Source organism: Rhodococcus sp. NPDC059968 (genome assembly GCF_042738615.1).
Lineage (GTDB): Bacteria > Actinomycetota > Actinomycetes > Mycobacteriales > Mycobacteriaceae > Rhodococcus_F.
The window spans coordinates 9407-35955 of record NZ_JBHWUE010000068.1; the positions used below are offsets into that span (position 1 = coordinate 9407).

A 26549-nucleotide genomic window follows, 5' to 3' on the forward strand; every position below is an offset into this window, starting at 1 on the left:
CGACTGAAGGCCTCGACACCTTTCTGCCACAACACCACTGAGCTGAGCTCCTCATCACCCACTCCTTGATTCGCCACCGACATGAAATCGGGCGGTTACGGTCCTGCGGTCAAGTCGACTTGGCTAACGCCAGACTCGAGCGGTTGGACTGCCCCATGAGATCGGTCAGAGAGGCCGATGATGGCTGTCATGCCGAGCAACGCCACGAGGCTGGCGATGGCGATGCCGCCGAATGCTACGGGGCGAAGACCCGGGCATCCTGCTGTCTCCAACGCCCGGCAGCAGAAGGTCCCGTCGCCGGCGACCAGAAGCCCGGCAGCGATGTAGGTGAGTTCTGATGCCACGGCATGGAGACCTCGGTTGGGGGGCGGACTTCGCAATTGCCACGCCGAGCGCCGCTACGCTAATGCTCATGCATCTCATGCATAGTCACGCCGGGTAGGTTCGCTCGTTCGCGAGGTGGTTGCGGGCCACACTGCCGACGGTGGGCCTGGGACCATCGTGCATATTCCACGTCATGTGTCCACCTGGGGCGATGGCGTGCCGAAGAGCGATTTTAGCCTGGGGCGAATTCCCAGTGAAACTTCTGAGCAGACCTGATCACCGCCGATTACGGTAGCCGCGTAGTCGCGTGTACCGATCGGGTTTCGAAAGCTCGTCGTGGATGATCTGAGCGATCTCGGCGAGAGCTTCGGGCTGGTCCATATCAGAGTGTGTGCTGTGGATGTCATGTGACTCAATGTTGCCAGTGACGTATGGCTCCCAGCTTTCGGCAGATGAGTCGCGTGAAGTCAAGCCGTCTTCCGTCAACGTTGGGCGGAGAAACACCATATCCCCGTGGTAGAGCGGCGGGACATGGGTCTTCGACAGCTGCAGATGATTCCGATAGAGCGTAAACGCCGCATCCTCGATGGGCGCATACTCGGGCGCGTCGACCATCTCTCCGTATCGGGTGTGTGCCCATGCCCGTATCGATTGCTGCAGTTCCTCATCCGAGGGTTTCTCAACGGTGTGAAGATCCGTAAGTCCGGCCGCGCTGTCCATCAAAACGAGCAGTACAACCTCGAGTCCTCGGCGTTCCAACGCGGTGGCGATCGCATGGGCGACAAGGCCACCGAACGACCAACCCAGCAGAAGGAACGGGCCGTCTTCCTGAACGGTGAGGATCTGCTCGAGATAGTCGGCGGCCATCCTCTCGATCGACGTCGGTAGCGGCATCACTCCATCGAAACCCCTTGCTTGCAGACCATATATGGGCTGATCGGGAAGGTGGGCACGAAGGCCCAGGTAGCACCAGCTCAGACCGCCGCCCGGGTGGATACACCACAGCGGCGGTCCGGACCCTTCGCTTCGGATCGGCAAGATCACCGCGAACGGATCGAGCAAATCGGGTTCAGTGGCCTCACCTAGTCGGGGTGCGAGTTCGGCGATCGTCGGGGACTCGAAGACCACCCGGATCGGGACCTCCACCCCCAACTCCGACCGAATCCGGCTCACCAACCGCGTCGCCGACAGCGAATGCCCACCCAAATCGAAGAAACCGTCATCGATCCCCACCCGCGGGACGTCGAGCACGTCCACGAACAACGACGCCAGCGTCTCCTCCACCGGCGACCGCGGAGCCCGGAACACCCCACCGATGAACTCCGGTGCCGGCAACGCCCGCCGATCCAGCTTCCCGTTCACCGTCAACGGCAAGCGATCCACCACCACGACCACCGCCGGAACCATGAAGTCCGGCAACAACCCGGCCACGAAACGACGGACCTCGCCCCCCATACCTGTGTCGCCACCGTCAACGACTACATAACCCACCAACCCGATGTCAGCGGCGGCGGCCCGGACAATCACCACCGCCTGAGTCACCGCCGGATGCTTCAGGAGAACCGCCTCGATCTCCGCGGGCTCGACCCGGAACCCCCGCACCTTCACCTGCTCATCAGCCCGCCCGACGAATTCGAGCACCCCACCAGCCGTCCACCGCACCAAATCCCCCGACCGATACATCCGCGCACCCGACACCCCGAACGGACACGCCACAAACCGCTCCGCCGTCAACCCCGACCGACCCACATACCCCCGAGCCACCTGCACCCCCGCGATATACAACTCCCCCACCACACCCACCGGAACCGGCAGCAACCCCGCACCCAACACAAACACCCGCATACCACCCACCGGGGCCCCGATCGGCACACCCACCCCAGCCGTAGGTTCACCCAGTCTCCGGAGCACATACGTTGCCGCGAACACCGTCGTCTCCGTGGGCCCATACCCATTTACCACAAGCGGGCCATTCGAGCGCTCACCTGGCAACCACCCCCGCAACCCTGCCGGGTCCAATACCTCTCCACCGAACACCACCAACCGCAACACAGAACCCAACCCCACCGCCGGATCCTCGCGCTCGATCTCCGCGAACCCGTCAAACGCCGACGGCGTCTGCCCCAGCACCGTCACACCCTCACGAACCACGAGCTCCCACAACCCGACCGGTGAACCCACCACCTCCCACGGCACCACCACCACCCGGGCCCCGTGCACCAACGCACCCCACAACTCCCAGACCGAAAAATCGAACCCCACCGAATGACACCACGCCCACACATCCGCGGCCCCGAAACCAGCCCACCGATCGGTCCCCACGAGCAACGACACCACACCCCGATGACTCACCGCGACACCCTTCGGAACACCCGTCGATCCGGAGGTATACATCACGTACGCGGTGTTGTCCGGTCGCAGTGGGGTTGAGCGGTCGTTGTCGTCGGGGTTTCTCACCTCCGAATGTCCACCCCCGTATGACTCGTATGAGATGGCGTCGAGAAGCACTCGGGGAATGCCGACGTCGGGCAGCATACTTGCGGTCGTGACGTCGCTGAGAATCAAAAGCGGTGCGGCGTCGGTGAGGATGGTCCCGGTTCGTGCACTCGGATAGTTCGGGTCGATAGGGAGAAATCCGCCTCCGGCCTCGAGGACCGCCAACAATGCAACGATCAACTCGGGCGATCGCTCCAGTGCGACCGCTACCAGCACTTCGGGTCCGACACCGGATCGGATCAGGCGGTGTGCGAGCTGGTTTGCTCGACTGCTCAGCTCCCGGTAGGTCAAATTCCGGTCACCGAACGTGACCGCCACCGCATCCGGAGTAGCGGCTACCTGGCCTTCGAACAAGCCCGGGATCGTCGAGTTTGCTATCGGAATGCTCGTGTCGTTCCAACTGTCCAGTACGAGTGTGCGTTCCGCGGGCTCGAGGATCTCAAACCCTTCGATCCTCCCCTGCGGATCCGCAACGATCAACTCCAACAAGTGCACATACCGCGCCGCGATTCCCTCGACGGTTTCCCGATCGAACAGATCGCTCGCGTACTCGATGACTCCGGCCAGCCCCGGCTTCCCGTCAGAGGTCAGTGTGAACGACAGATCGAAGCGGGACGTTCCGGTCGGTGCCGGCAGCACGTCCCACGCCAACCCGGGAAACTCGATGTCGGGAAAAGCATTGTTCTCCAACGCGAACAACACCTGGAACAACGGATGATATGCAGGCGACCGGGTCGGATTCAGCAAATCCACCAACCGCTCGAACGGGGCCTCCTGATTCTCGTACGCCGCCAATGCCTTCCTGCGGACCTGGTCGAGGACCCGATCGAACCGCGGATTCCCCGACACATCGACGCGCAATACCCAAGTGTTGACGAAAAACCCCACCAACGGGGCCAGGGCTTCGTCGGTGCGACCCGCAATCGGCCCTCCGACCGCAACGTCCTCCCCCGCGCCGAGTCTGCGGAGCAGCACCGCCAGCACGGCCTGGAGGACCATCGATGGTGTTGCCCCGCTACGTCGGGCCAGTTGGGTTACCTCCGAGTCCAATTCCGGTTCGACTGTGAACTCGACCGTGCCGCCGCGGTAACTCGGTGCTGCCGGTCGGCGCCGGTCCGCGGGTAGCTCGATGCACTCCGGCAATCCCGCCAACTCGGTACGCCAATAGGCAACCTGCGCTGCCAGCACACTCTCCGGATCGGACTCCTCACCCAGGATCTCACGCTGCCACAACGTGTAATCGGCATATTGCACCGGCAACGGAACCCACCCCGGGACGCGGCCCTCCGCGCGGGCCGCATACGCGACCGCGATATCACTGGCCAACGGTGCCAACGATCCTCCGTCCCCGGCGATATGGTGAAGGACCAGCACCAGCGCGTGCTGGTTCGGTCCGCATCGCACAAGCGTTGCACGCACGGGGATTTCTACCGACAAGTCGAATCGATAGCCCGCCGCCTCCGCGACTGCATCCAACACAGTGCTGTCCTCCGCATCGACGACCTGAACCGGCAGTGCCGCGGCGACCTGCGCAGCCGGCAAGATCCGCTGGAACGGCACACCCTCTTCCTCACCGAACACGGTTCGCAAGCACTCGTGCCGAGCCACCACATCCCCCACTGCTGCCAAGACCGCCGCAGTGTCGAGATCTCCGATCAACCGCACCGCCACCGGAATGTTGTACGTCGCCGACGGCCCCTCGAACCGATACAGGAACCACAACCGGGTCTGTGCAAATGACAACGGCACCCGCTCAGGCCGCGCCCTCGCGGACACCGGCACCCGGACCGGGCCTTCGCTGAGTCGGGGTGCGAGTTCGGCGATCGTCGGGGACTCGAAGACCACCCGGATCGGGACCTCCACCCCCAACTCCGACCGAATCCGGCTCACCAACCGCGTCGCCGACAGCGAATGCCCACCCAAATCGAAGAAACCGTCATCGATCCCCACCCGCGGGACGTCGAGCACGTCCACGAACAACGACGCCAGCGTCTCCTCCACCGGCGACCGCGGAGCCCGGAACACCCCACCGATGAACTCCGGTGCCGGCAACGCCCGCCGATCCAGCTTCCCGTTCACCGTCAACGGCAAGCGATCCACCACCACGACCACCGCCGGAACCATGAAGTCCGGCAACAACCCGGCCACGAAACGACGGACCTCGCCCCCCATACCTGTGTCGCCACCGTCAACGACTACATAACCCACCAACCCGATGTCAGCGGCGGCGGCCCGGACAATCACCACCGCCTGAGTCACCGCCGGATGCTTCAGGAGAACCGCCTCGATCTCCGCGGGCTCGACCCGGAACCCCCGCACCTTCACCTGCTCATCAGCCCGCCCGACGAATTCGAGCACCCCACCAGCCGTCCACCGCACCAAATCCCCCGACCGATACATCCGCGCACCCGACACCCCGAACGGACACGCCACAAACCGCTCCGCCGTCAACCCCGACCGACCCACATACCCCCGAGCCACCTGCACCCCCGCGATATACAACTCCCCCACCACACCCACCGGAACCGGCAGCAACCCCGCACCCAACACGAACACCCGCGTGTTCCAGACCGGCACTCCGATCGGCACGTTCGTCCCATCCGAAGGATCGCATTGGTGGTAGGTGACCTGAATGGCTGTTTCGGTCGGCCCGTAGACGTTGTGTACCGCGGCGCCGCTCCGCTCCATGAAATGGTGGGCCGTCGCAGGCGGCAGAGTCTCGCCGCCGCAGAGGACTCGCAGCAACGATTCACAATCGCCAGGCTCGAGTCTGTCCAGGAGCATCGCCAGCATCGAAGGAGAGAAGTCGCCGGTGGTGATGTTCTGTGATCTGATCGTCTCCGCGAGATACGTCGGATCGCGGTGCCCCTCGGCCTTGGCGATCACCAGGCGCGCCCCGATCTGGAGCGGCAGGAACAGCTCCCACACGGACACGTCGAAGGTCGCGGGAGTCTTCTGCAACACCACGTCATTGTGGTCGAAACCGAAATGGTCACGCATCCAGAGCAACTGGTTCACGATCGCGGCATGGCTGACAGCGACCCCCTTCGGACGTCCCGTCGACCCGGACGTGAAGAGCACGTATGCCGTGTTGCTAGGGCGCAACGCGACGATTCGATCCGCGTTGCCGATGGGTGCGGACTCGAAATCCGCTGATTGCCCGGAATCGACCTCGAACACGGGAGTACCGCCCGGGATCTGCAAACGATCGGCAGACCGAGTCAGCACACAGATCGGTGCCGCGGACTCCACCACGTGCCGGGTGTGGGCGGCGGGGTAGTCGGGGTCGATCGGCATGTACGCTCCACCCGCCGTCACGACACCGTAGATTGCCACCACACGCTCGATCGATCGGCGTATCGCGACACCGACCAGCGATTCAGGACCTACGCCGTGCTCGATCAATTTCCGCGCCAAACGATTCACCCGATCGGCGACCTCTCGATACGTCAGCGCCTCGTCGTCGGATATCACGGCCACTGCGTCGGGTGTGCGAGCCACCTGGCGCGCGAACAGGTCGGGAAGTGTCACCTCGGGTACGGGCACCGCCGTCTGGTTCCACGTGTCCAGCACCAGGTCGCGCTCGCCTGGTTCGAATACGTCGATGCGGTCCACCGGGGTGTCGGGGTCTGCCGCGATAGCCTGCAGGATACGGGTGAGCCGCCCGGCGAGGGTTTCCACGGTCGCGGGGGCGAACAGGTTGGGCAGGTAGGTCACGGTCAGCCGGAGCTGGGTATCGACGCTCGCGACCAGCGTCAGGGGATAGTGCGAGGCGTCGAGTGCGCGAACCCCGGTGACGACCATGCCGTCGATCGCGGTGGCCGCGGTCAACTCGGGCCGATCGACCGGGTACGACTCGAACACGACCAGGGTGTCGAACAGATCGCGCACCCCGGCGGCCTTTTGGATCTCCGTCAGCCCGAGGTAGTGGTGGTCGAAGAGATCGGCCTGCTTCTCCTGCAACCGGGTCAACAACTCCGCGGCAGTGTCACCCGGTGTGGACTGCACCCGCACCGGCACGGTGTTGATGAATAAACCCACCATCGACTCGACACCGGCAAGTCCAGCCGGTCGGCCGGAGACCGTCGCGCCGAACACGACATCCCGCCGGGCGGTCAACCGTCCGAGCAGAATCCCCCACGCTCCCTGTATGACGGTGTTCAGCGTGACACCCAGTTCGGCGGCCCGCACCGATAACCTCGCGTCCGTCTCCGGGGATAGTTCGACCGACACGCGCTCTTCTCCCGGAGCGGTGTCCCGTTCCGGGTGCGCGGGCGCGAGCAGGGTCGGTTCGTCCACCCCGTCGAGGGCTTCTGCCCAGATTCGAGAAGATTCGACGCGGTCGCGCTCGGCCAGCCAGACCAGGAAATTCCGGTACCCTGTAGCCCTGGGTAGCGCGGCGGCGTCGCCTCCCGACAAGTACAGCGCGAGTAGTTCCTTGGCCAGCAGCGGCATCGACCACCCGTCGAGCAGGACATGATGATTGGTGATCACCAGCTCGAATCGATCCTGTCCCATCGTCACGAGTGTGAAGCGGATCAGCGGCGGCGTCGCCGGGTCGAAGTGTGTGGCCTGATCCTCGATGCGAAGCCGCTCGAACTCGCCGTCTCGCGTGTCCTCCGGGAGGTTCCGCAGATCGACCTCGCGCCATGGCAACGCGACCGCGTCGAGGACGACCTGCACCGGCCCGCTTCCGGAGTCGTCGACGAACGCGGTCCGCATGTTCGCGTGGCGATCCAGCAGCGCTTGTCCCGCAGCGCGAATCCTTTGCGGGTCGACCGTTCCGCCGAGATGCAGAACAAGCTGGGTGGTGTACGCGTCGAACCCCGAACCGGCCAGCATCGCGTGGAACAACAGGCCGGACTGCAGCGCTGTCACAGGCCACACGTCCACCACGCCCGGGTACCGCTCCTCCCACGTCTCGATATCGCACTGCGACACCGACACCAGCGGCACATCGGTCGGTGTCAACCCGCCGACGCCCGGCTCCTCCACGTGCCGAGCCAGTGCAGAGAGTGCATCGAACCACAGGTCGGCAAGTTCCTGGACGTCATCGCGGGAGAGCACTCCGGTGGGGAAGCCGAACGTCGCCCCGAGGTGCGGACCGTCCGGACCATCGGTCACCATCGCATTGACGTCCACTTCGGCCATCGCCGGCATGTCCGGCTCCATCGACGCGGAGGGGTCCGCTCCCTCGCTCACGGGCATCCAACCGAGGTCGCGCAATTCCTCCGGAACATCCGCTGTCGAGATCCGACCCAGATAGTTGAAACTGATCTGTCCGCCCGGATACTTGTCGAGTTCCGGGGCGGTGTCCGCATTCAGATAGCGAAGCAGCCCGTAACCGATTCCCCGGTCGGGCAGCGCCAGCACCTGTTCCTTGACCGCTTTGACCACACTGCCCGCTGCGAAGCCGCCGGCGAATGCCTCGTCGAGATCGGCGCCGGCGATGTCGAGGCGAATCGGGAAAGCAGTCGTAAACCAGCCGACCGTGTGGGACAAATCGGCCCCGGGTAGGACATTTTCCTCTCGTCCGTGACTCTCCAGAGAAATCAACGACGACGACTCGACCACCCCACGGCGACGGCGCCAGCGAGTCAACGCCATCGCCAACCCCGCCAGCAGACCATCGTCGACCCTGCCGTGAAACACCCGGGGAATCGAGGTCAGCAGTGCGTCCGTGACGTGTGCGGGCACCTCCAACCGCACGTAGTCCACGGTGGACAGGACATCGATGGTGGGTTCGCATCGGCGCACACCCAGCACCGGGTCGGAACCCTCGAGAATCGATTGCCACAACGGCAACTCGGCCACGCGCCCGGGCCGCAATGCCTCGTCCACGAGCCCGTGCGCCCACCGCCGCATCGACGTCCCGGCCACCGGCAGGACCGGCCGTTCGCCGGTACGCACCCGTGCCCACGCCGCCGCGAGGTCCGGGATCATGATTCGCCACGAGACGCCGTCGATGATCAGGTGGTGGGCCACGACCAGCAGTCTGCCCGGACGATCCACCGACTCGTCGCCGTGACGAGGCACGCGGTCCAACCAGACGAACTGCACCATCACGCCCGCCGACGGATCCAACCGCCCCAGCGCCGCATCCAACTCGGCCGATGCCGGCCCCGGCCACTCCGGATCGCCCGGTGCGTCATCACACTCGACCCGTCGAATCAGGCGGTCTACATCGACCGTGTCCGGCGGGTCGACCAGAATTTTCTGCTCCCCAGCGTCATCGGTCACCAGACGCGACCGCAACATGTCGTGACGGACCAGGACAGCGCCGATCGTGGCGACCAGCCCGGCCCGATCGATACCGTCGGGCAATTCCAGCACCATCGTCTGCGCGAATCGGCGGAAACCATCACCCCGCACGAGCAGGAACCGTCCGATCGGTGTCAATGGCATCGACCCGACTGCGCCTCCGGACAACTCCTCGAGCACGACCTGATCCGAATCCCGGTTCAGGAGGGCTACCTCGGACAGACTCGCAACAGTCCTGTGCTCGAACACATCCCGCGCCGTGAAGACCACACCCTGCGCCTTGGCGCGCGACACCAGCTGGATCGACCGGATGCTGTCGCCGCCCAGATCGAAGAATCCGTCGTCGAGCCCCACCTGCTTCACGCCGAGCACCTCGGCGAACACGAGAGCGAGGATCTTCTCGGTCTCGGTCTGCGGAGCCCGGAACGTTCTACTCGACAGGAACTCCGCTTCCGGCAGCGACCTGCGGTCGAGCTTGCCGGCCGGCGTGAGCGGCAACTCCTCGAGCACCACGATTGCCGATGGGAGCATGTACTCCGGCAAACGTCTCGCGGCCACCGTTCGTACAGTCTCGACATCCACCGCGGCCCCTGGTACGGGAACCACGTACGACACCAGCACCGTCTGCCCGGACGAACCAACCTGATCGATCGTCACCACGGATCCGATGCAGGGCTGCTCGGCGAGCACAGCGTCGATCTCCCCCGGCTCGATCCGTCGACCCCGCATCTTGATCTGGAAATCACTGCGCCCCAGGTACTCCAGCGTCGGCCCGGATTCCTGCTCGACCCACCGCACCACATCACCCGTGCGATACATCCGCCCGCCCGGTCGGCCGAAAGGATTCGCCACGAATCGCTCCGCCGTCAGTGCCATCCGATCGTGATATCCCCGAGCCAGCGGGGCCCCCGCGACGTACAACTCCCCTGCCACGCCGGGCGGCACCGGACGCAGCCACATATCGAGCACCACCAGTGACGCGCCCCGCACCGGACCTCCGAGGGTCACGGGACCGTGTGGTTTCATCGCCGGTGAGATCGCCACCGCCACCGTCGCCTCGGTCGGCCCGTACAAGTCGTACATTCGCCGTCCCGCAGCGAACAACGCCACCACGGATACCGGAACCGCCTCCGCACCCGTGAGCAGGCATCGCACCGACGACATTCGCTCGACCGGTACCGTCGCCAACATCGTCGGGGTGAGGAACGCGTGCGTCACGGCCGCGCTATCGACAATCCTGCCCAGCTCGTCACCACCGGCCACGCCCGCCGGAACCACCACCGTCGCCGCTGCCGAACCAGCGGCCAGCAGGTACTCCAGCACCGACGCATCGAAACTCGGCGACGCGACCTGCAGCACGCGTGCCTCGGCCGTGACACCGAACCTCTCCGCCATCTCCCCCGCGAGATTGCCCAGGCCCCGATGCGGCACGACGACGCCCTTCGGCTCACCCGTCGTCCCCGACGTATAGATCACGTACGCCGGATGATCGGCCCGCAACGGACTGAGCCGTTCCGCATCGCTCACCGATTGAGCAGACCGATCGGACCACTCGGCTCGCACCTCCGGATCGTCGAGCACCCACCAGTCGAGTGCTTTCGGCAGGGTATCGACGCACTCGGCGACCGTGATTCCGAACCCCGCGGTGGAATCGGTGATCAGGTACTCGAGCCGACTCGCCGGATGCGACGGATCCATCGGAACGAACGCACCACCCGCCTTCGCCACCGCCCACACCGCCAGCACCGACTCCACCGACCGCGGCACAGCCACGGCCACCGTGGATTCCGGCCCGACTCCGCGTGACATCAACACCCGTGCGATACGGCTCGACTCGTCGTCCAGCTCTCGGTAAGTGAGCGAGCGCTCCCCGCACACGACCGCCACCGCGCTCGGATCGTGGTCGACAGCCGCAGAGAGGATCTCCGGCAATGTCGGGACCGTCTCCGTCTCCGCCGCGCCGCGAACGGGAACCAGCAGGCTCCGTTCCTCGGGGGCGAGAAGGTCGATATGCCCCGTCGCGGCCTCCGGCGCAGCCACCAGTGCTTCCAGAACCCGCTGGAACCTGTCCGCGATCCGCTGCACCTCGTCGTCACCGAACAGGGCTGGATCGTGCCACAACGATACGGACGTCCGCTCACCGGCTTCCACGGCGAGTGTCAACGAATAGTTCGTTCCACCAATCGAATCCAAGGATGTGACCGCGAGGCCGCCGCTCGACTCGAGAAGGGATGCCAGGCTCCGGCGATCGATCGGATACGACTCGAACACCGTCAAGGTGTCGAACAGGGCCCCCACCCCGGCGACCCGCTGGATCTCCGGCAACGGAACATGATGATGCTCGATCAACTCCGCCTGCTCCGTCTGAACCCGGGAGATCAACTCGGCAATGGATTCCTCAGGATTCAGCCGGACCCGCACCGGGATCGTGTTGATGAACAGACCCACCATCGACTCGATGGCGGGAACCTGCCCGGCCCGACCCGACACCGTCGCGCCGAACACCACGTCACGGCGGCCGGTATGCATGCCCAGCACGATCGCCCACGCGACCTGCACGAGGGTATTCATCGTCACCGACAACCGAGACGCCAACTCCACCATCTGAGACGACAGACCCTCGTCGAGCACGCGTCCAAGCACGGACGATCCCCGTGCCGCCTCCGGACGCCCCGTCACGAGCAGCGCCGGCTCCACATCTTCGAGGACGTCTTCCCACGCCTCCAGCGACCGCTGCCGATCCTGGGTCGCGAGCCACCCCAGATACCGGCGATACGAGACCACAGGCTGCAGTACCGATCCGTCCCCGCCGGCACCGTAGGCGATCAGCATCTCCCGCATCAGCAACGGCATCGACCACCCGTCGAGCAACACGTGGTGATACGCGAAGATCAGCCGGAAATCTTCGTCACCCATCGTGACCAAGCCGAACCGCAGGAGCGGTGGCGCCGATACGTCGAATCCGGTAGCCGCATCGTCCGAGAGAAGTCGTGCCAGCTCGTCGTCTCGCTCCCCTGCTTCGACACCGCTGACGTCGGCTTCCCACCACGGCAGCTCGAGGCCCTCGAGTACCACCTGCACCGGCTCGGCCACCCCGTCGGTGAGGAACGCGACCCGCAGGTTCGCGTAGCGGTCGAGTATCGCCTGCGCCGAGGCCTTCAGGCGGTCCGCATGTACCTGTCCGGACAGACCCAGCACGGTCTGCACCTCGTATGCATCGGTCGATTCCGAGGCCAGGATCGCGTGAAACACCAGGCCCGCCTGCAGCGGTGCCAGTGGCCACACCTGCACCGCGTGGGGATACCGCGCCTCGACGGCGGACCGCTGGTCCGGAGTCGGACTCGGCAGCGGCACGTCCTCGAAGATGACGGAGTCTTCATCCCTCATGCGGTGCGCGACCGAGGCCAGGCCGGCGACGGACCGTTGCTCGAATACGTCACGCGGCGATACCAGCACGCCGCGAGCCTGGGCCCGTGACACCACCTGGGTCGACATGATGCTGTCCCCGCCGAGCCGGAAGAAGTCGTCGTTGACGCCCACCCGGTCGACGCCGAGGACGTCGGCCAGCACCGCCGCCAGTATCTGCTGGGTGCCGGTTCGCGGAGCCCGGTACGGCGTGTCGGACTCGAGGTCCGGCTCGGGGAGGGCTCTGCGGTCGAGCTTGCCGACCGGTGTGAGAGGTATCCGGTCGACGACGACGATCGCCGACGGCACCATGTAGTCCGGTAGACGGCCCGCCGCGAGCACCCGCAACGCCTCGACGTCCACCTCGACCCCGGGCGCCGAGACCACATACGAGACCAGCACCTTCTGCCCCGACGGACCTGCCCGGTCCACCGTGACCACCGATGCCACCGCGGGATGCGAGACCAACACTGATTCGATTTCTCCGGGTTCGACCCGGATTCCGCGGATCTTGACCTGCTCGTCGGCGCGGCCGACGAAGTCCAGCGCGCCGTCGGTGCTCCAGCGCACCAGATCCCCCGAACGGTACATCCGCGAGCCGGGTTCGCCGAAGGGGCACGCCACGAACCGTTCGGCCGTCAACCCCCGCCGACCGATGTACCCGCGGCCCACACCTGAACCGGCGATGTACAACTCGCCGACAACGCCCGCCGGGACCGGCACCATGCCGATGCCGAGTACGAATGCCCGGGCATTGCCGATGGGCGTCCCGATCGGCACGTTGACCTCGTCCTCGAACCCCTTCGAACCGGGCATCGAATGGGCGGTGGCGCACACGGTGGTTTCGGTCGGTCCGTACGCGTTGACCAGGGTGATCTGCGGGTGTCGAGTGAGGACGCGTCGTACGGCGCTCGGGGCCAACACATCGCCCGCGGTGACCACCTGACGTGGCTGGTCGAGCACTCCCGCGGCCTCTGCCGACGATTCACTCAACAGATGAAACAGGGGGGTCGTCACGAACATTGACGTCACACGACGCGCGGAGACGACCCTCCCGAGCGCATCGATGTCCAGTGGCCCGGGTGGAGCGACAACCAGCTGGCCTCCGCCGAGGAGTGTCGGCCACAACTCGTACGCCGACGCATCGAACGCCATCGACGAATGAAGCAGCACGCGCTCACCGGGTCCGTCCGGCCATCCATGCAACGCCAGGTTGACCACATTCGAGTGGTTGACGGCGACCCCTTTCGGGGTCCCGGTCGATCCGGAGGTGTACATCACGTACGCGGTGTTGTCCGGTCGCAGTGGGGTCGTGCGACTTCTCGCGTCGGGGTCGATGTTCTCAGGCAGTCCGTCCTCGTCCGCGATGGCGTCGAGGACCACATGGGGTATACCGTTGTCGGGCAGCGTGTTTGCGGTTGTGGTGTCCGTGAGGATCAGTAGTGGTGCAGCATCGGCGAGGATGAACTCGGTCCGCGCACTCGGATACCGGGGGTCTATCGGCAGGTACGCGCCCCCGGCCTCGACGACCGCGAGTAACGCGACGACCAACTCCGGTGACCGCTCCAGTGCGACCGCCACCAGCATCTCCGGCCCGACACCCGCGGCGATCAGATGGCGTGCCAGTCGGTTCGCTCGACTGCTCAGCTCGCGGTATGTCAAACTCAGGTCACCGAACGTAACGGCCACGGCATCAGGAGTCGCGGCGACCTGCTGCTCGAACAAGCCCGGGATCGTCGAGTCCGGGATCGGTACGCGCGTGTCGTTCCAGGTCCGCAGTACCAGCTCGCGGTCGGCTGGTTCCAGTATTTCGAATCCCTCGATCCGCCCGTGTGGATCCTCGATGATGCACCTGAGTAGCCGCACATACCGGGCCGCGATGCCTTCCACCGTTCCCCGGTCGAACAGGTCACTCGCGTACTCGACGACCCCGGCCAGACCTTCCCGCCCATTCGGGGTGAGAGTGAAGGACAGATCGAAACGGGACGTCCCGGTCGGCGCCGGCAACACCTCCCACGCCAACCCTGGGAACTCGACCTCGGGAAAAGCATTGTTCTGCAGGGCAAACGAGACCTGAAACAACGGATGATAGGCCGTCGAACGGGTCGGATTCAGGAGCTCCACCAGCCGCTCGAACGGCGCATCCTGATTCTCATACGCCGCCAACGCCTTACCCCGCACCCGGTCGAGCACCTCGTCGAAACGCGGATTGCCGGACATATCGACTCGTAGCACCCACGTGTTGACGAAGAACCCCACCAACTCGGTCAGTGCTTCGTCGGTGCGGCCCGCGATCGGCCCGCCGATCGCAACATCGCTGCCCGCTCCGAGCCGGCGGAGTAGTGTCGCCAGCGCCGACTGCGACACCATCGATACCGTCGCCCCCCGACCCCGCGCCAGTCGCTCGAGATCGCGATGCAGGTCCGGTGGGATCTCGAATTCCATTGTGCCACCGCGGAAACTCGATGCCGGTGGCCTGCGCCGGTCCGTTGGCAGCTCGATGCAGTCGGGTAGGCCCGCCAACTCGGTTCGCCAGTAGGAAACCTGAGCGGTCAACACGCTGTTCGGATCATCCTCGCTACCGAGCAGCTCCCGTTGCCACAGGGCGTAGTCGGCATACTGCACCGGCAAAGGCGCCCACCCCGGTGGGTGGCCGTCCGCGCGGCCTGCATACGCGACGGCCACATCCCGAGCCAGCGGCGCCAACGAGCCCCCGTCCCCCGCAATGTGATGGACCACCAACACCAGCACCTGCAGGCCGGGTCCGCATCGCAACACCGTTGCCCGCAGTGGAATCTCCCCCGACAGGTCGAACCGGTACCCCGCTGCCGCCGCAACCGCCTCCTGCATGTCGTCGACCTCGACATCGATCACCTGCACAGGCGCATCCACCTGATCGGCGGACAGGATCCGCTGAAGTGGCACCCCGTGCTCCTCCCCGAATACCGTTCGCAGACTCTCATGCCGGGCCACCACGTCCCCGAGTGCTGCCACCAGGGCCTCGGTGTCGAGGTCGCCGGTGAGTCGCACCGCGACCGGAATGTTGTAGGTGGCCGACGGACCCTCGAAGCGGTGCAGGAACCACAACCGGACCTGCGCGAACGACAACGGCACCCGCCCATCTCGCACCCGTGCGGTCACCGGCGGCCTGGGCGGGCCTTCCCTGAGTCGGGGTGCGAGATCGGCGACCGTCGGCGCCTCGAACACCACCCGGATCGGCACCTCCACCCCCAGCACCGTGCGGATCCGGCCGACCAACCTTGTCGCCGACAGCGAATGCCCGCCGAGATCGAAGAAGCTGTCGTCGATCCCCACCCGCGGAAGACCGAGAAGTTCAGCGAACAACGAGACCAGCGTCTCCTCCAGCGGCGACCGCGGGCCCCGAAACACCCCGCCGGTGAACTCCGCTGCCGGCAACGCTTTCCGATCCAGCTTCCCGTTCACCGTCAACGGCAACCCGTCCACCACCATGATCACCGCCGGCACCATGTACTCCGGAAGCCGCCCCACCACAAACTCTCGCAACCCCACACCGGTGACGGTGACGGTGTCGGTGGGCTCGACGACCACATATCCCACCAACTGCCGCCCCACCCCAACAGTCGCCGGGGTGTCCCGGGCAATCACTACCGCCTGCGCCACCGCCGGGTGCGACAGCAACACCGCTTCGATCTCCCCCGGCTCCACCCGGAATCCCCGCACCTTCACCTGCTCATCCGCGCGCCCCACGAACTCGAGGACACCACCACCAGTCCACCGCACCAAATCCCCCGACCGATACATCCGCACACCCGGCACCCCGAACGGACACGCCACAAACCGCTCCGCCGTCAACCCCGACCGCCCCAGATAACCGCGCGCCAACTGCACCCCCGCGATATACAACTCCCCCACCACACGCACCGGGACCGGCCGCAACCCAGCACCCAACACGAACACCCGCACCCCGCCCACCGGATCGCCGATCGGGACACTCACCCGATCAGGACCCCCCTGAGATTCGGGTAGCGAATACATTGCCGCGAAAACCGTCGCCTCGGTCGGTCCGTACCCATTGATCATCCTCATCTGTGGATGGAGGGAATCCCCGCCCGGATACCAGCCCCGCAGCCTGCCGGGATCCAGCACCTCTCCGCCGAGCACCACCGTCCGCAACACCGAACCGGACCCCACCACCGGGTTCTCGTGCTCAACCTCCGCGAGCTCGTAGAACGCCGAAGGTGTCTGACCGAGGACTGTCACGTCTTCCCGACACACCAACTCCCACATTTCGATCGGTGAACGCACCACGTCCCACGGCGCCACCACCACGCGGCCCCCGTGTACCAACGCACCCCACAACTCCCACACCGAGAAGTCGAATGCCACCGAGTGGCACCACGCCCACACACCCGTAGTGTCCGAACCCACACGGTCGGCGGTTCCCGCGAGCAACGACACCACACTTCGGTGGCTGACGGTGACGCCCTTCGGCGCCCCAGTCGACCCCGACGTATACATCACATACGCCGCGTGATCGGGGCTCAACGGGCTGAGCCGATCGCTGTCCATGGGATTCAGATCAGCGCGACCCCCAGCGACAGCTGCTGTGTTCTCGAGGTTCAGGTCTTCATCGAGCAGTATCTCGTCAATGTCGTTGTCGGGCAGCGTGGTCACGGTGACTGTGTCGGACAGGATCAGCTGCGGAGCGGCGTCGGCGAGGATCGTCCCGGCTCGAGCGCTGGGATAGTTCGGGTCGATGGGAATGTAGCCGCCGCCGGTTTTGAGGACTGCTAACAACGCCACGACCAACTCGACCGAGCGTTCCAGTGCGACGGCCACCAGGGTTTCTGGGCCGACCCCGGCCCCGATCAGAGAGTGCGCCAGCCGGTTCGCCTGCGTGTTGATTTCTCGGTAAGTCCAACTCCGGTCGGAGAAGGTCACCGCTGCGTCGTTGGGTGTCGCCGCCACTTGTCGTTCGAACAGTTCCACGACAGTGGTCTCCGAGAATGGCGGTGCGGTGTCATTCCAGGTCCGGAGTATCAGCTCGCGCTCGGTCGAATCCAGGATTTCGAACCCTTCGATCCGCCCGTGCGGATCCTCGACGACCAGATCCAACAAGCGCACGTACCGGGCCGCGATGGCCTCCACCGTTCCCCGGTCGAACAGGTCACTCGCGTACTCGATGGCCCCGGCCAGACCCTGCTGCTTGTCAGGAGTGAGGGTGAAGGACAGATCGAAGCGGGACGTCCCGGTCGGCGCCGGCAACACCTCCCACGCCAACCCTGGGAACTCGACCTCGGGAAAGGCATTGTTCTGCAGGGCGAACGAGACCTGAAACAACGGATGATAGGCGGTCGAACGGGTCGGATTCAGGAGCTCCACCAACCGCTCGAACGGCGCCTCCTGATTCTCGTACGCCGCCAATGCCTTCCTGCGGACCCGGTCGAGGACCTCGTCGAAACGCGGATTGCCGGACAGATCGACGCGCAATACCCACGTGTTGACGAAGAACCCCACCAACTCGGTCAGCGCTTCGTCGGTGCGGCCCGCAATCGGCCCACCGATCGCAACATCGGTCCCTGCGCCGAGTCTGCGGAGTAGCACCGTCAGCAGCGATTGCAATACCATTGATGGCGTCGACGCACTCCGGTGAGCCATTTCGATTATCGCCGAGGCATTTTCGGGTTCGATCGAGAACTCGACCGTCCCGCCGCTGTAACTCGGTGCGGCCGGACGACGCCGGTCGGCGGGTAGCTCGATGCAGTCGGGTAGGCCCGCCAGTTCGGTTTTCCAATAGTCGAGTTGGGTGGAAACCACACTGTCCGGGTCTTGCTCGCTGCCCAGCTCCTCTCGTTGCCACAGGGCGTAATCGGCATATTGCACCGGCAACGGCGCCCACTCCGGAACCCGCCCCTCCGTGCGGGCCGAATACGCGACGGCGATGTCACGTGCGAGCGGCGTCAACGACGCTCCGTCCCCGGCGATATGGTGGAGCACCAACACCAGTATGTGATCCTGGGTTCCGCACTTCATCAACGTTGCTCGGATGGGGATCTCGTGTTCAATGTCGAACCGATACGCTGCAGCCGAGATCACTGCCGCCGATCGTTCGTCCTCCCCGGCCTCGATTATCTGCACTGCCACGGGCACCCGATCGGTGGAAAGGATTTCCTGGAACGGGATCCCTTCGGCTTCCCCGAAGATCGTTCGCAGGCTCTCATGCCGGGCCACCACGTCCCCGAGTGCTGCCACCAGGCCCTCGGTGTCGAGGTCGCCGGTGAGTCGCACCGCGACCGGAATGTTGTAGGTGGCCGACGGGCCCTCGAAGCGGTGCAGGAACCACAACCGGGCCTGCGCGAACGACAACGGTACCCGCTCGGGCCGCACGCGCGGGGCGAGCGGCGCCCGAGCCGCACCGGCACCGAGTCGCGGCGCCAGCGCGGCGACCGTCGGCGCCTCGAACACCACCCGGATCGGCACCTCCACCCCCAGCACCGACCGGATCCGGCCGACCAACCTTGTCGCCGACAGCGAATGCCCGCCGAGATCGAAGAAGCTGTCGTCGATCCCCACCCGCGGAAGACCGAGAAGTTCAGCGAACAACGAGACCAGCGTCTCCTCCAGCGGCGACCGCGGGCCCCGAAACACCCCGCCGGTGAACTCCGCTGCCGGCAACGCTTTCCGATCCAGCTTCCCGTTCACCGTCAACGGCAACCCGTCCACCACCATGATCACCGCCGGCACCATATACTCCGGAAGCCGCCCCACCACAAACTCTCGCAACCCCACACCGGTGACGGTGTCGGTGGGCTCGACGACCACATATCCCACCAACTGCCGCCCCACCCCAACAATCGCCGGGGTGTCCCGGGCAACCACCACCGCCTGCGCCACCGCCGGGTGCGACAGCAACACCGCTTCGATCTCCCCCGGCTCCACCCGGAATCCCCGCACCTTCACCTGCTCATCCGCGCGCCCCACGAACTCGAGGACACCACCACCAGTCCACCGCACCAAATCTCCCGACCGATACATCCGCGCACCCACCCCGAACGGACACGCCACAAACCGCTCCGCAGTCAACCCCGACCGCCCCAGATAACCGCGCGCCAACTGCACCCCCGCGATATACAACTCCCCCACCACACCCACCGGAACGGGCCGAAGCCCCGCACCCAACACGAACACCCGCGAATTCCGTACCGGCACACCGATCGGCACCGACTCACCGATATACTCGTCCGACGGTTCGACAAGCTGGCTCGTCACGTAAACGGTGGTCTCCGTCGGACCGTACCCATTGACAACCCGGACACCAGGAATCGCGGCACCAACAGCAGTGAGCAATCGACCTGACAACTGCTCACCGATGAACACCACCGTCTCTGCCCTCACCGTGCCCTCGATCTGATCGAGTATCTCCGCGAACGCCGACGGGACCGTGCTGATCACACCCCCGGTCCAGCTTCCGTGTTCCCCGAGCACGAGAACGTCCCGGACCACGTCGATGCTCCCGCCGGCGCACAACGCAGCGAAAATCTCCAACACCGACACATCGAAGCTCACCGACGTACTTGCCAGCATCCGCGCCAGCCCTCGCGCACCGAGACTCGAGACCACCTGCACCATGCAGTTGACGACGTTGTGGTGGTTGATCGTGACCCCTTTCGGGGTGCCGGTCGATCCGGAGGTGTACATCACGTACGCGGTGTTGTCCGGTCGTAGTGGTGTTGTTGTGCGGTCGCCGTCGTCGGGGTTGGTGTCCTCCCGCTGTCCTGCCTCGTCCGAGAAACCGTCGAGCAGCAGTGTGGGGATGCCGTTGTCCGGCAACATGCTTGCGGTAGTGGTGTCGGTCAGGATCAGGATTGGCGCAGCATCGGTTAGGATGAACTCGGTCCGCGCACTCGGATAGCGGGGGTCGATCGGCAGGTACCCGCCTCCGGCCTCGAGCACCGCCAACAACGCCACGACCAACTCCGGTGACCGCTCCAGGGCGACCGCCACCAGCACCTCCGGCCCCACACCCGCACCGATCAGCTTATTCGCCAAACGATTTGCTCGAATGCTCAGCTCCCGGTAGGTCCAATTCTCGTCACCGAACGTAACGGCCACCGCATTCGGAGTCGCGGCTACCTGGGCTTCGAACAAGCCGGGAATCGACGAGTTCGGTAGCGGTGCGCTCGTGTCGTTCCAACTGTCCAGGACGAGGTTGCGTTCGTCGGGCTCGAGAATCTCGTACCCCTCGATCCGCCCGTGCGGATCCACGACGACCCTCTCGAGCAACCCCACAAACCGGGCCGCTATGCCCTCCACCGTCCCCCGGTCGAACAGGTCACTCGCGTACTCGACGACCCCAGACAGACCCTGCCACCCATCGGGAGTGAGAGTGAAGGACAAATCGAAACGCGACGTCCCGGTCGGCGCCGGCAATGTGGTCCATTCCAGACCGGGAAACTCGACCTCAGGAAAAGCGTTGTTCTGCATGGCGAACGACACCTGAAACAACGGATGATAAGACGTCGACCGAGTCGGGTTGAGCAACTCCACCAACCGCTCGAACGGCGCATCCTGATTCTCATACGCCCCCAACGCCTTACTACGGACCTGATCGAGGACCTCACCGAACCTGGGGTTACCGGACATATCCACGCGCAACACCCACGTGTTGACGAAGAACCCCACCAACTCGGTCAGCGCTTCGTCGGTCCGCCCCGCGATCGGCCCACCGATCGCGACATCCACCCCTGCACCGAGCCCGCGGAGCAACACCGCCAACACCGACTGCAACACCATCGATACCGTCGCCCCCCGACCCCGCCCCAGTCGCTCGAGATCGCGATGCAGTTCCGGGGCGATCGTGAACTCCACGGTGCCACCTCGGTAACTCGATGCCCCCGGACGCCGACGATCGGTGGGTAGCTCGATGCACTCCGACAGACCCGCTAACTCGGCCCGCCAGTAGGTAACCTGCGCAGCCAGCACACTCTCCGGATCATCCTCGCTACCCACAAGCTCCCGCTGCCACAACGTGTAATCCGCGTACTGCACCGGCAACGGTGCCCACCCCGGCACCTCGCCCGCCGTCCGCGCCGCATACGCGACCGCGATGTCACGGGCCAATGGCGCCAACGAACCCCCGTCCCCCGCAATGTGGTGGAGCACCAACACGAGCACATGCTGTTCGGACCCGCACGCCAACACCGTCGCGCGCACCGGAACCTCGCCAGACAGATCGAACCGATGTCCCGCCGCCTCCGCAACGGCCCCCACCAACACGTCCTCGTCGATCTCCCTCACGTGCACCGGAATTGGTGCCTCCCCTGCGGGAAGGACCCGCTGGAACGGCACCCCTTCGTCCTCCCCGAACACCGTCCGCAGGCTCTCGTGCCGAGCCACCACATCCCCGACAGCTGCCACTACCGACTCGATGTCGAGGGCACCGGTCAACCGCACCGCCACCGGAATGTTGTACGTCGCCGACGGCCCCTCGAACCGATACAGGAACCACAACCGGGCCTGCGCAAATGACAATGGCACCCGATCGGGCCGCAACCACGGGATCAACGGCACCCGGACCGGGCCTTCCCTGAGTCGAGGTGCCAACTCCGCAACCGTCGGCGAGTCGAACACCGCCCGGATCGGAACCTCCACACCCAGCACGTTGCGGATCAACCCCACCAGCCGCGTCGCCGACAACGAATGCCCGCCGAGGTCGAAGAAACTGTCGTCGATCCCCACCCGAGCAAGTCCGAGCACGTCCCTGAACAGCGACGCCAGAGTCTGCTCCACCGGTGACCGCGGGGCCCGAAACACGCCACCCGAGAACTCCGGCGCCGGCAATGCTTTCCGGTCAAGCTTGCCGTTCACCGTCAACGGCAACCGATCCAGCAACACCACCGCCGCGGGCACCATGAACTCCGGCAGTCGCCCGGCCACGAAGTGTCGAACCTCGGACGACAGTCTGCTTGCACCGGGGTCGTTGACGTACTCGGACATGTCATCGAGTGGGCCGTCGGGCAGGTACGCATCGGACACAGCGACCGATCCCTGCGCATTGTCGTGTGTCCGGGTCGTGATGTCGGTGAATATCACGTCCATCAGGCCCGGTGTCGGTGACCAGGTCACCGACACCGCGAACCCCAAGTTCTCCCCGATGTCGTGACAGTCCTGAGGTAACACCGCGTCCGACCGACCGTCCGCGTCACGCTGGGGGTGGACGTGATCGCGGTCAGCGGCGTCGTCGAGAGCGTGTGTAGCGTCGACATCGGGCGTCACCCCGGCGTGCGGCACGCCGATCACCCGCGCACAGTCCGGACGCTGGTCCGAAAGGTATTTCCGCAGCGCGGTTGGATCGCCGAATCGCTGCCATGACGTCGACGGCACGGAAGCCAACGACCGGGTCTCCACGGGCATCTTGCGCAGCACGACTTCGTATCTGTAGCAGCTCAGTTCGTTGACTGCTCGGACGTGCTTGAGTTGAATGTCGACGGCGCCGATATCGGGGATCAGCTTCGGCAATGCAGTGAAGAACTCCGGCGCGAGCAGCAGCTCCTGCTCGGCGGCAATGTGCCGGCGCACCCGATCGCGTACCGCCATGGCAGTCGTGTCGGCATCTGCGTGAGCGATCTGTACGCCTGTCGCGAATTCCCGGAGCAACGCGAGATTCCGCACGTCACCGAGGAACAGCCTGCCCCCAGGGCGCAGCAATTGCAGTGTCGTGCGGATCACGTCGATCAGATACGCCGCATTCGGGAAGTACTGCACGACCGAGTTCAACACCACCGTGTCGAACACCCCTCGAGGCACACCCTCGAGGTCGTCGGCGGCCTGGACGCGTAGGTGCACCCGCTCGACCCAGGGGTCCCGGTGATCCGCCAATCGGGACCGTAGAGCGTCGATCGTGGGCGCGGAGAAGTCCGTGCCCCAATATTCTTCGCAGTGTGGCGCCAACTGCGACAGCAGCAGTCCTGTTCCGACTCCGATCTCCAGCACCCGAGTCGGATCGAGCTCGCGAATCCGTGCCACGGTCGCCGCGCGCCATTCCCGCATGTGTTCGAGGGCGATGGGTTCCCCGGTGTAGCTGCTGTTCCACCCCCCGAAATCCTCGCCGAACTCCGTCGGATTCACCTGCTCGCCGGACGCTTCACCGGAATACAGGTCGTCGTATACCCGGTGCCACTGCGAGACCAGCTCGGCCTCCCGCGCCCGGTCACGGACGAGCGAGACACCCCGATCGAGAACCACGTACCCCACCAGCTGCCTATCGGTCCTGGATGCCTCGTCCACCGGGCCGGTGGCGGCGGGGGGTTCGCGGGCAATCACCGCCGCCTGCGCCACCGCCGGATGCGACAGCAGCACCGTCTCGATTTCTCCCGGCTCGACCCGGAACCCCCGCACCTTCACCTGCTCGTCCACGCGTCCGACGAAATCGAGCTCGCCGTCGGACGTCCACCGCGCCACGTCGCCGGATCGATACATCCGCGAACCGGGTTCTCCGAACGGGCACGCTACGAACCGTTCCGCCGTCAGCCCGGGCCTACCCGCATATCCTCGGCCCAACCCGAACCCGGCGACATACAATTCCCCCGCCGCTCCTATCGGCACCGGCACCAGGCCCGACCCCAGTACGAATACGCGCGCGTTACCGATAGGAATCCCGATCGGGCTTCGACCACCGTCGGCGACGCCTGCGGTCAACTCCAGATGGCTCACATGCACCGTGGTTTCGGTGATTCCATACATGTTCACCAGAATCGGAGCGTTCGGGCGTTCGCCCGGGAACCAGCCACGTAACCGGCCTGGGTCCAATGCCTCTCCGCCGAACACCACCATTCGCAGCACCGAATCAAACCCCGGAGAAAGGTCCTCGCGTTCGGCATCTGCGAACTCGTAGAACGCGGACGGGGTTTGACTGAGGATCGTCACCTGCTCCCGCCGCACCAGATTCCACAGCTCTTCGGGCGAGCGCACCACTTCCCAGGGCACGATCACGGCCCGGCCGCCGTGTACCAATGCCCCCCACACCTCCCACACCGAGAAGTCGAAGGCCTGCGAATGACACCACGCCCACACATCCCCGCCTCCGAAACCGCACCACCGATCGGTCCCGGCAAACAACGACACCACGTTGCGGTGGCTGATGACGACCCCTTTCGGGGTGCCGGTCGAACCGGACGTATACATGACGTACGCAGTATTGGCCGGTCTCAGCGGGGCGATCCGATCATCGTCGACCGGGTCGATCACCGCTGTCATGCCGTCGGTGTCGGCGTCGTTCAGGTCCAACACGAGACAGGGAATATCGTTGTCCGGCAACGATTCCGCGGTCGCGGTGTCGGTCAGAAGCAGGAGTGGGGCGGCGTCGGTGAGAATGAAAACGGTTCGTGCACTGGGATAGTTGGGATCGATCGGAAGATACCCGCCGCCCGCCTTGAGAATCGCGAGTAGCGCGATGATCAATTCGGAGGAACGCTGCATCGCGACGGCCACGATGGATTCCGGGCCTACACCGCGCGCGATGAGATACCGCGCCAACCGATTCGCTCGACCATTGACGTCTCGATATGTCCAGTGCCGATCGCCGAGAGTGAGCGCCACCGCGTCGGGTGTCGCGGCGGCCTGCTGTTCGACCAGGCCGGCAATCGTAACCTTGGGTACCGGTACTCTCGTGTCGTTCCAGGTCCGTAGCACCAGTTCGCGTTCGGTGGGTCGGAGGATGTCATGTTCCTCTATCCGGCCCGCCGGATCGGCGACGACCGCACGGACGAAAGCCATCAGCAGATCTGCATAGAGCCTCACATCTTCACTGCTGTACAGCGCGCCGTTCGCGTCGATCTCGATGTGCATGCCGGCGCTGTTCCGACCGCCGTAATAGATCGAAATTGAAAGGTCGTCCACAGGGCCGAACGTCACGCCGCGCATGGATGCTGGATTGCCTGCAAAATCGATCGAATCGAAGAACGGAATGATATTCAGAATCGGACCGAACCGGTTCTCCACGGATCCGGACAATCCTCTGTCCCTTCTGACGTCAGAGCCCTGGTAACGGGAATGACGCAAGATGGAACGAATCTCGGTACCCACGTCGTGTGCGACTCCGGCGAAAAGCGATCGCGGTGGGATCTCTACCCGGAAGGGCACCGCATTCGACACCAATCCCGGTGTTCGGCGGGCGGCCCCGACCCGGTTGGCGACGGCCAATCGCATCATGAACTCCGACATGCCCGACAGTCGATGCAACAGTCCTGCTACCGATGCTGCCAGGAAACCCGGCATCGGTATCCCGATCGACTCCGCCGCCGTCCGCCATCGAGCGGTCTCGTCGTCCGACACCGCCAGGCTGTGATGCAAGGTCACGGGAACCGGCGAACTCGGATGCCTCGGCAGTCGAAGTGCTTCGGGCAAGGCAGCGGTGTAGTTACGCCAGAACTCCTTGTCGCGGGTGAATCGATCGGACCGCCGGTAGCGTGCAGCCTCGTCGACGATCAATTCCGGTCCGCCGAACCCCGAGTCGGGAATCGGGATCCCAGTCTTCAACGCTGTGTAGATCTCACCGATTCGACTCGCAAGAATGGCGACGCCGAACCCGTCCATCACGATGTGGTGGCACACAGCACAGAGGAAGAAGCGCGTGTCGTGCACCTTGATCAAGCCTGCTCGATACAGCGCATCCCGTTCCAGATCGAAGGGCACAGCGCCAACCTCTGCCATCGACGCTTTCGCCGCCGATTGGGGGTCTGCCTCAGCGCTGACATCGATGAAGAATGGCTTCCACGAGTTCGATGCCCGCACGACCTGGCGGGGGCCATCCTCGTCCTCGACGAAATTCACCAGTACCGAGCGAGCCTCTTCGGCCACTCGCTGCAACGCGGCTTCCATCACCGGAGGGTCGATGTCGCCGGAAATATCGAGATAGGCTGCAATATTGTTCGACAGGCCAGGCGCCAACTTCTGCGCCAGCCAGAGCGCCTCCTGGGCGGACGAAACCCGAAATGAGTCCATCGCGACCATGATGTGCCCTCCCGAACGGCGGTAGGGATTTCGCCAGGTGGCGACAGCGATCAGTCTCCAGAAAGTTTACT

Annotated in this window: 1 protein-coding gene; it reads right to left on the bottom strand. The window is 65.0% G+C overall.

Annotation, left to right across the window (positions count from 1 at the left end):
• Positions 1-600: 600 nt before the first annotated feature.
• Positions 601-26469, bottom strand: coding sequence for a non-ribosomal peptide synthase/polyketide synthase (locus ACFWAY_RS37645; protein WP_378514140.1), 25869 nt, complete (start codon positions 26467-26469; stop codon positions 601-603).
• Between the last annotated feature and the right edge of the window lie 80 nt (positions 26470-26549).

Bases quoted from the DNA above. Each gene is read 5' to 3' on its own strand.
- ACFWAY_RS37645 (WP_378514140.1), bottom strand. From the start codon at position 26,469: ATGGACTCATTTCGGGTTTCGTCCGCCCAGGAGGCGCTCTGGCTGGCG.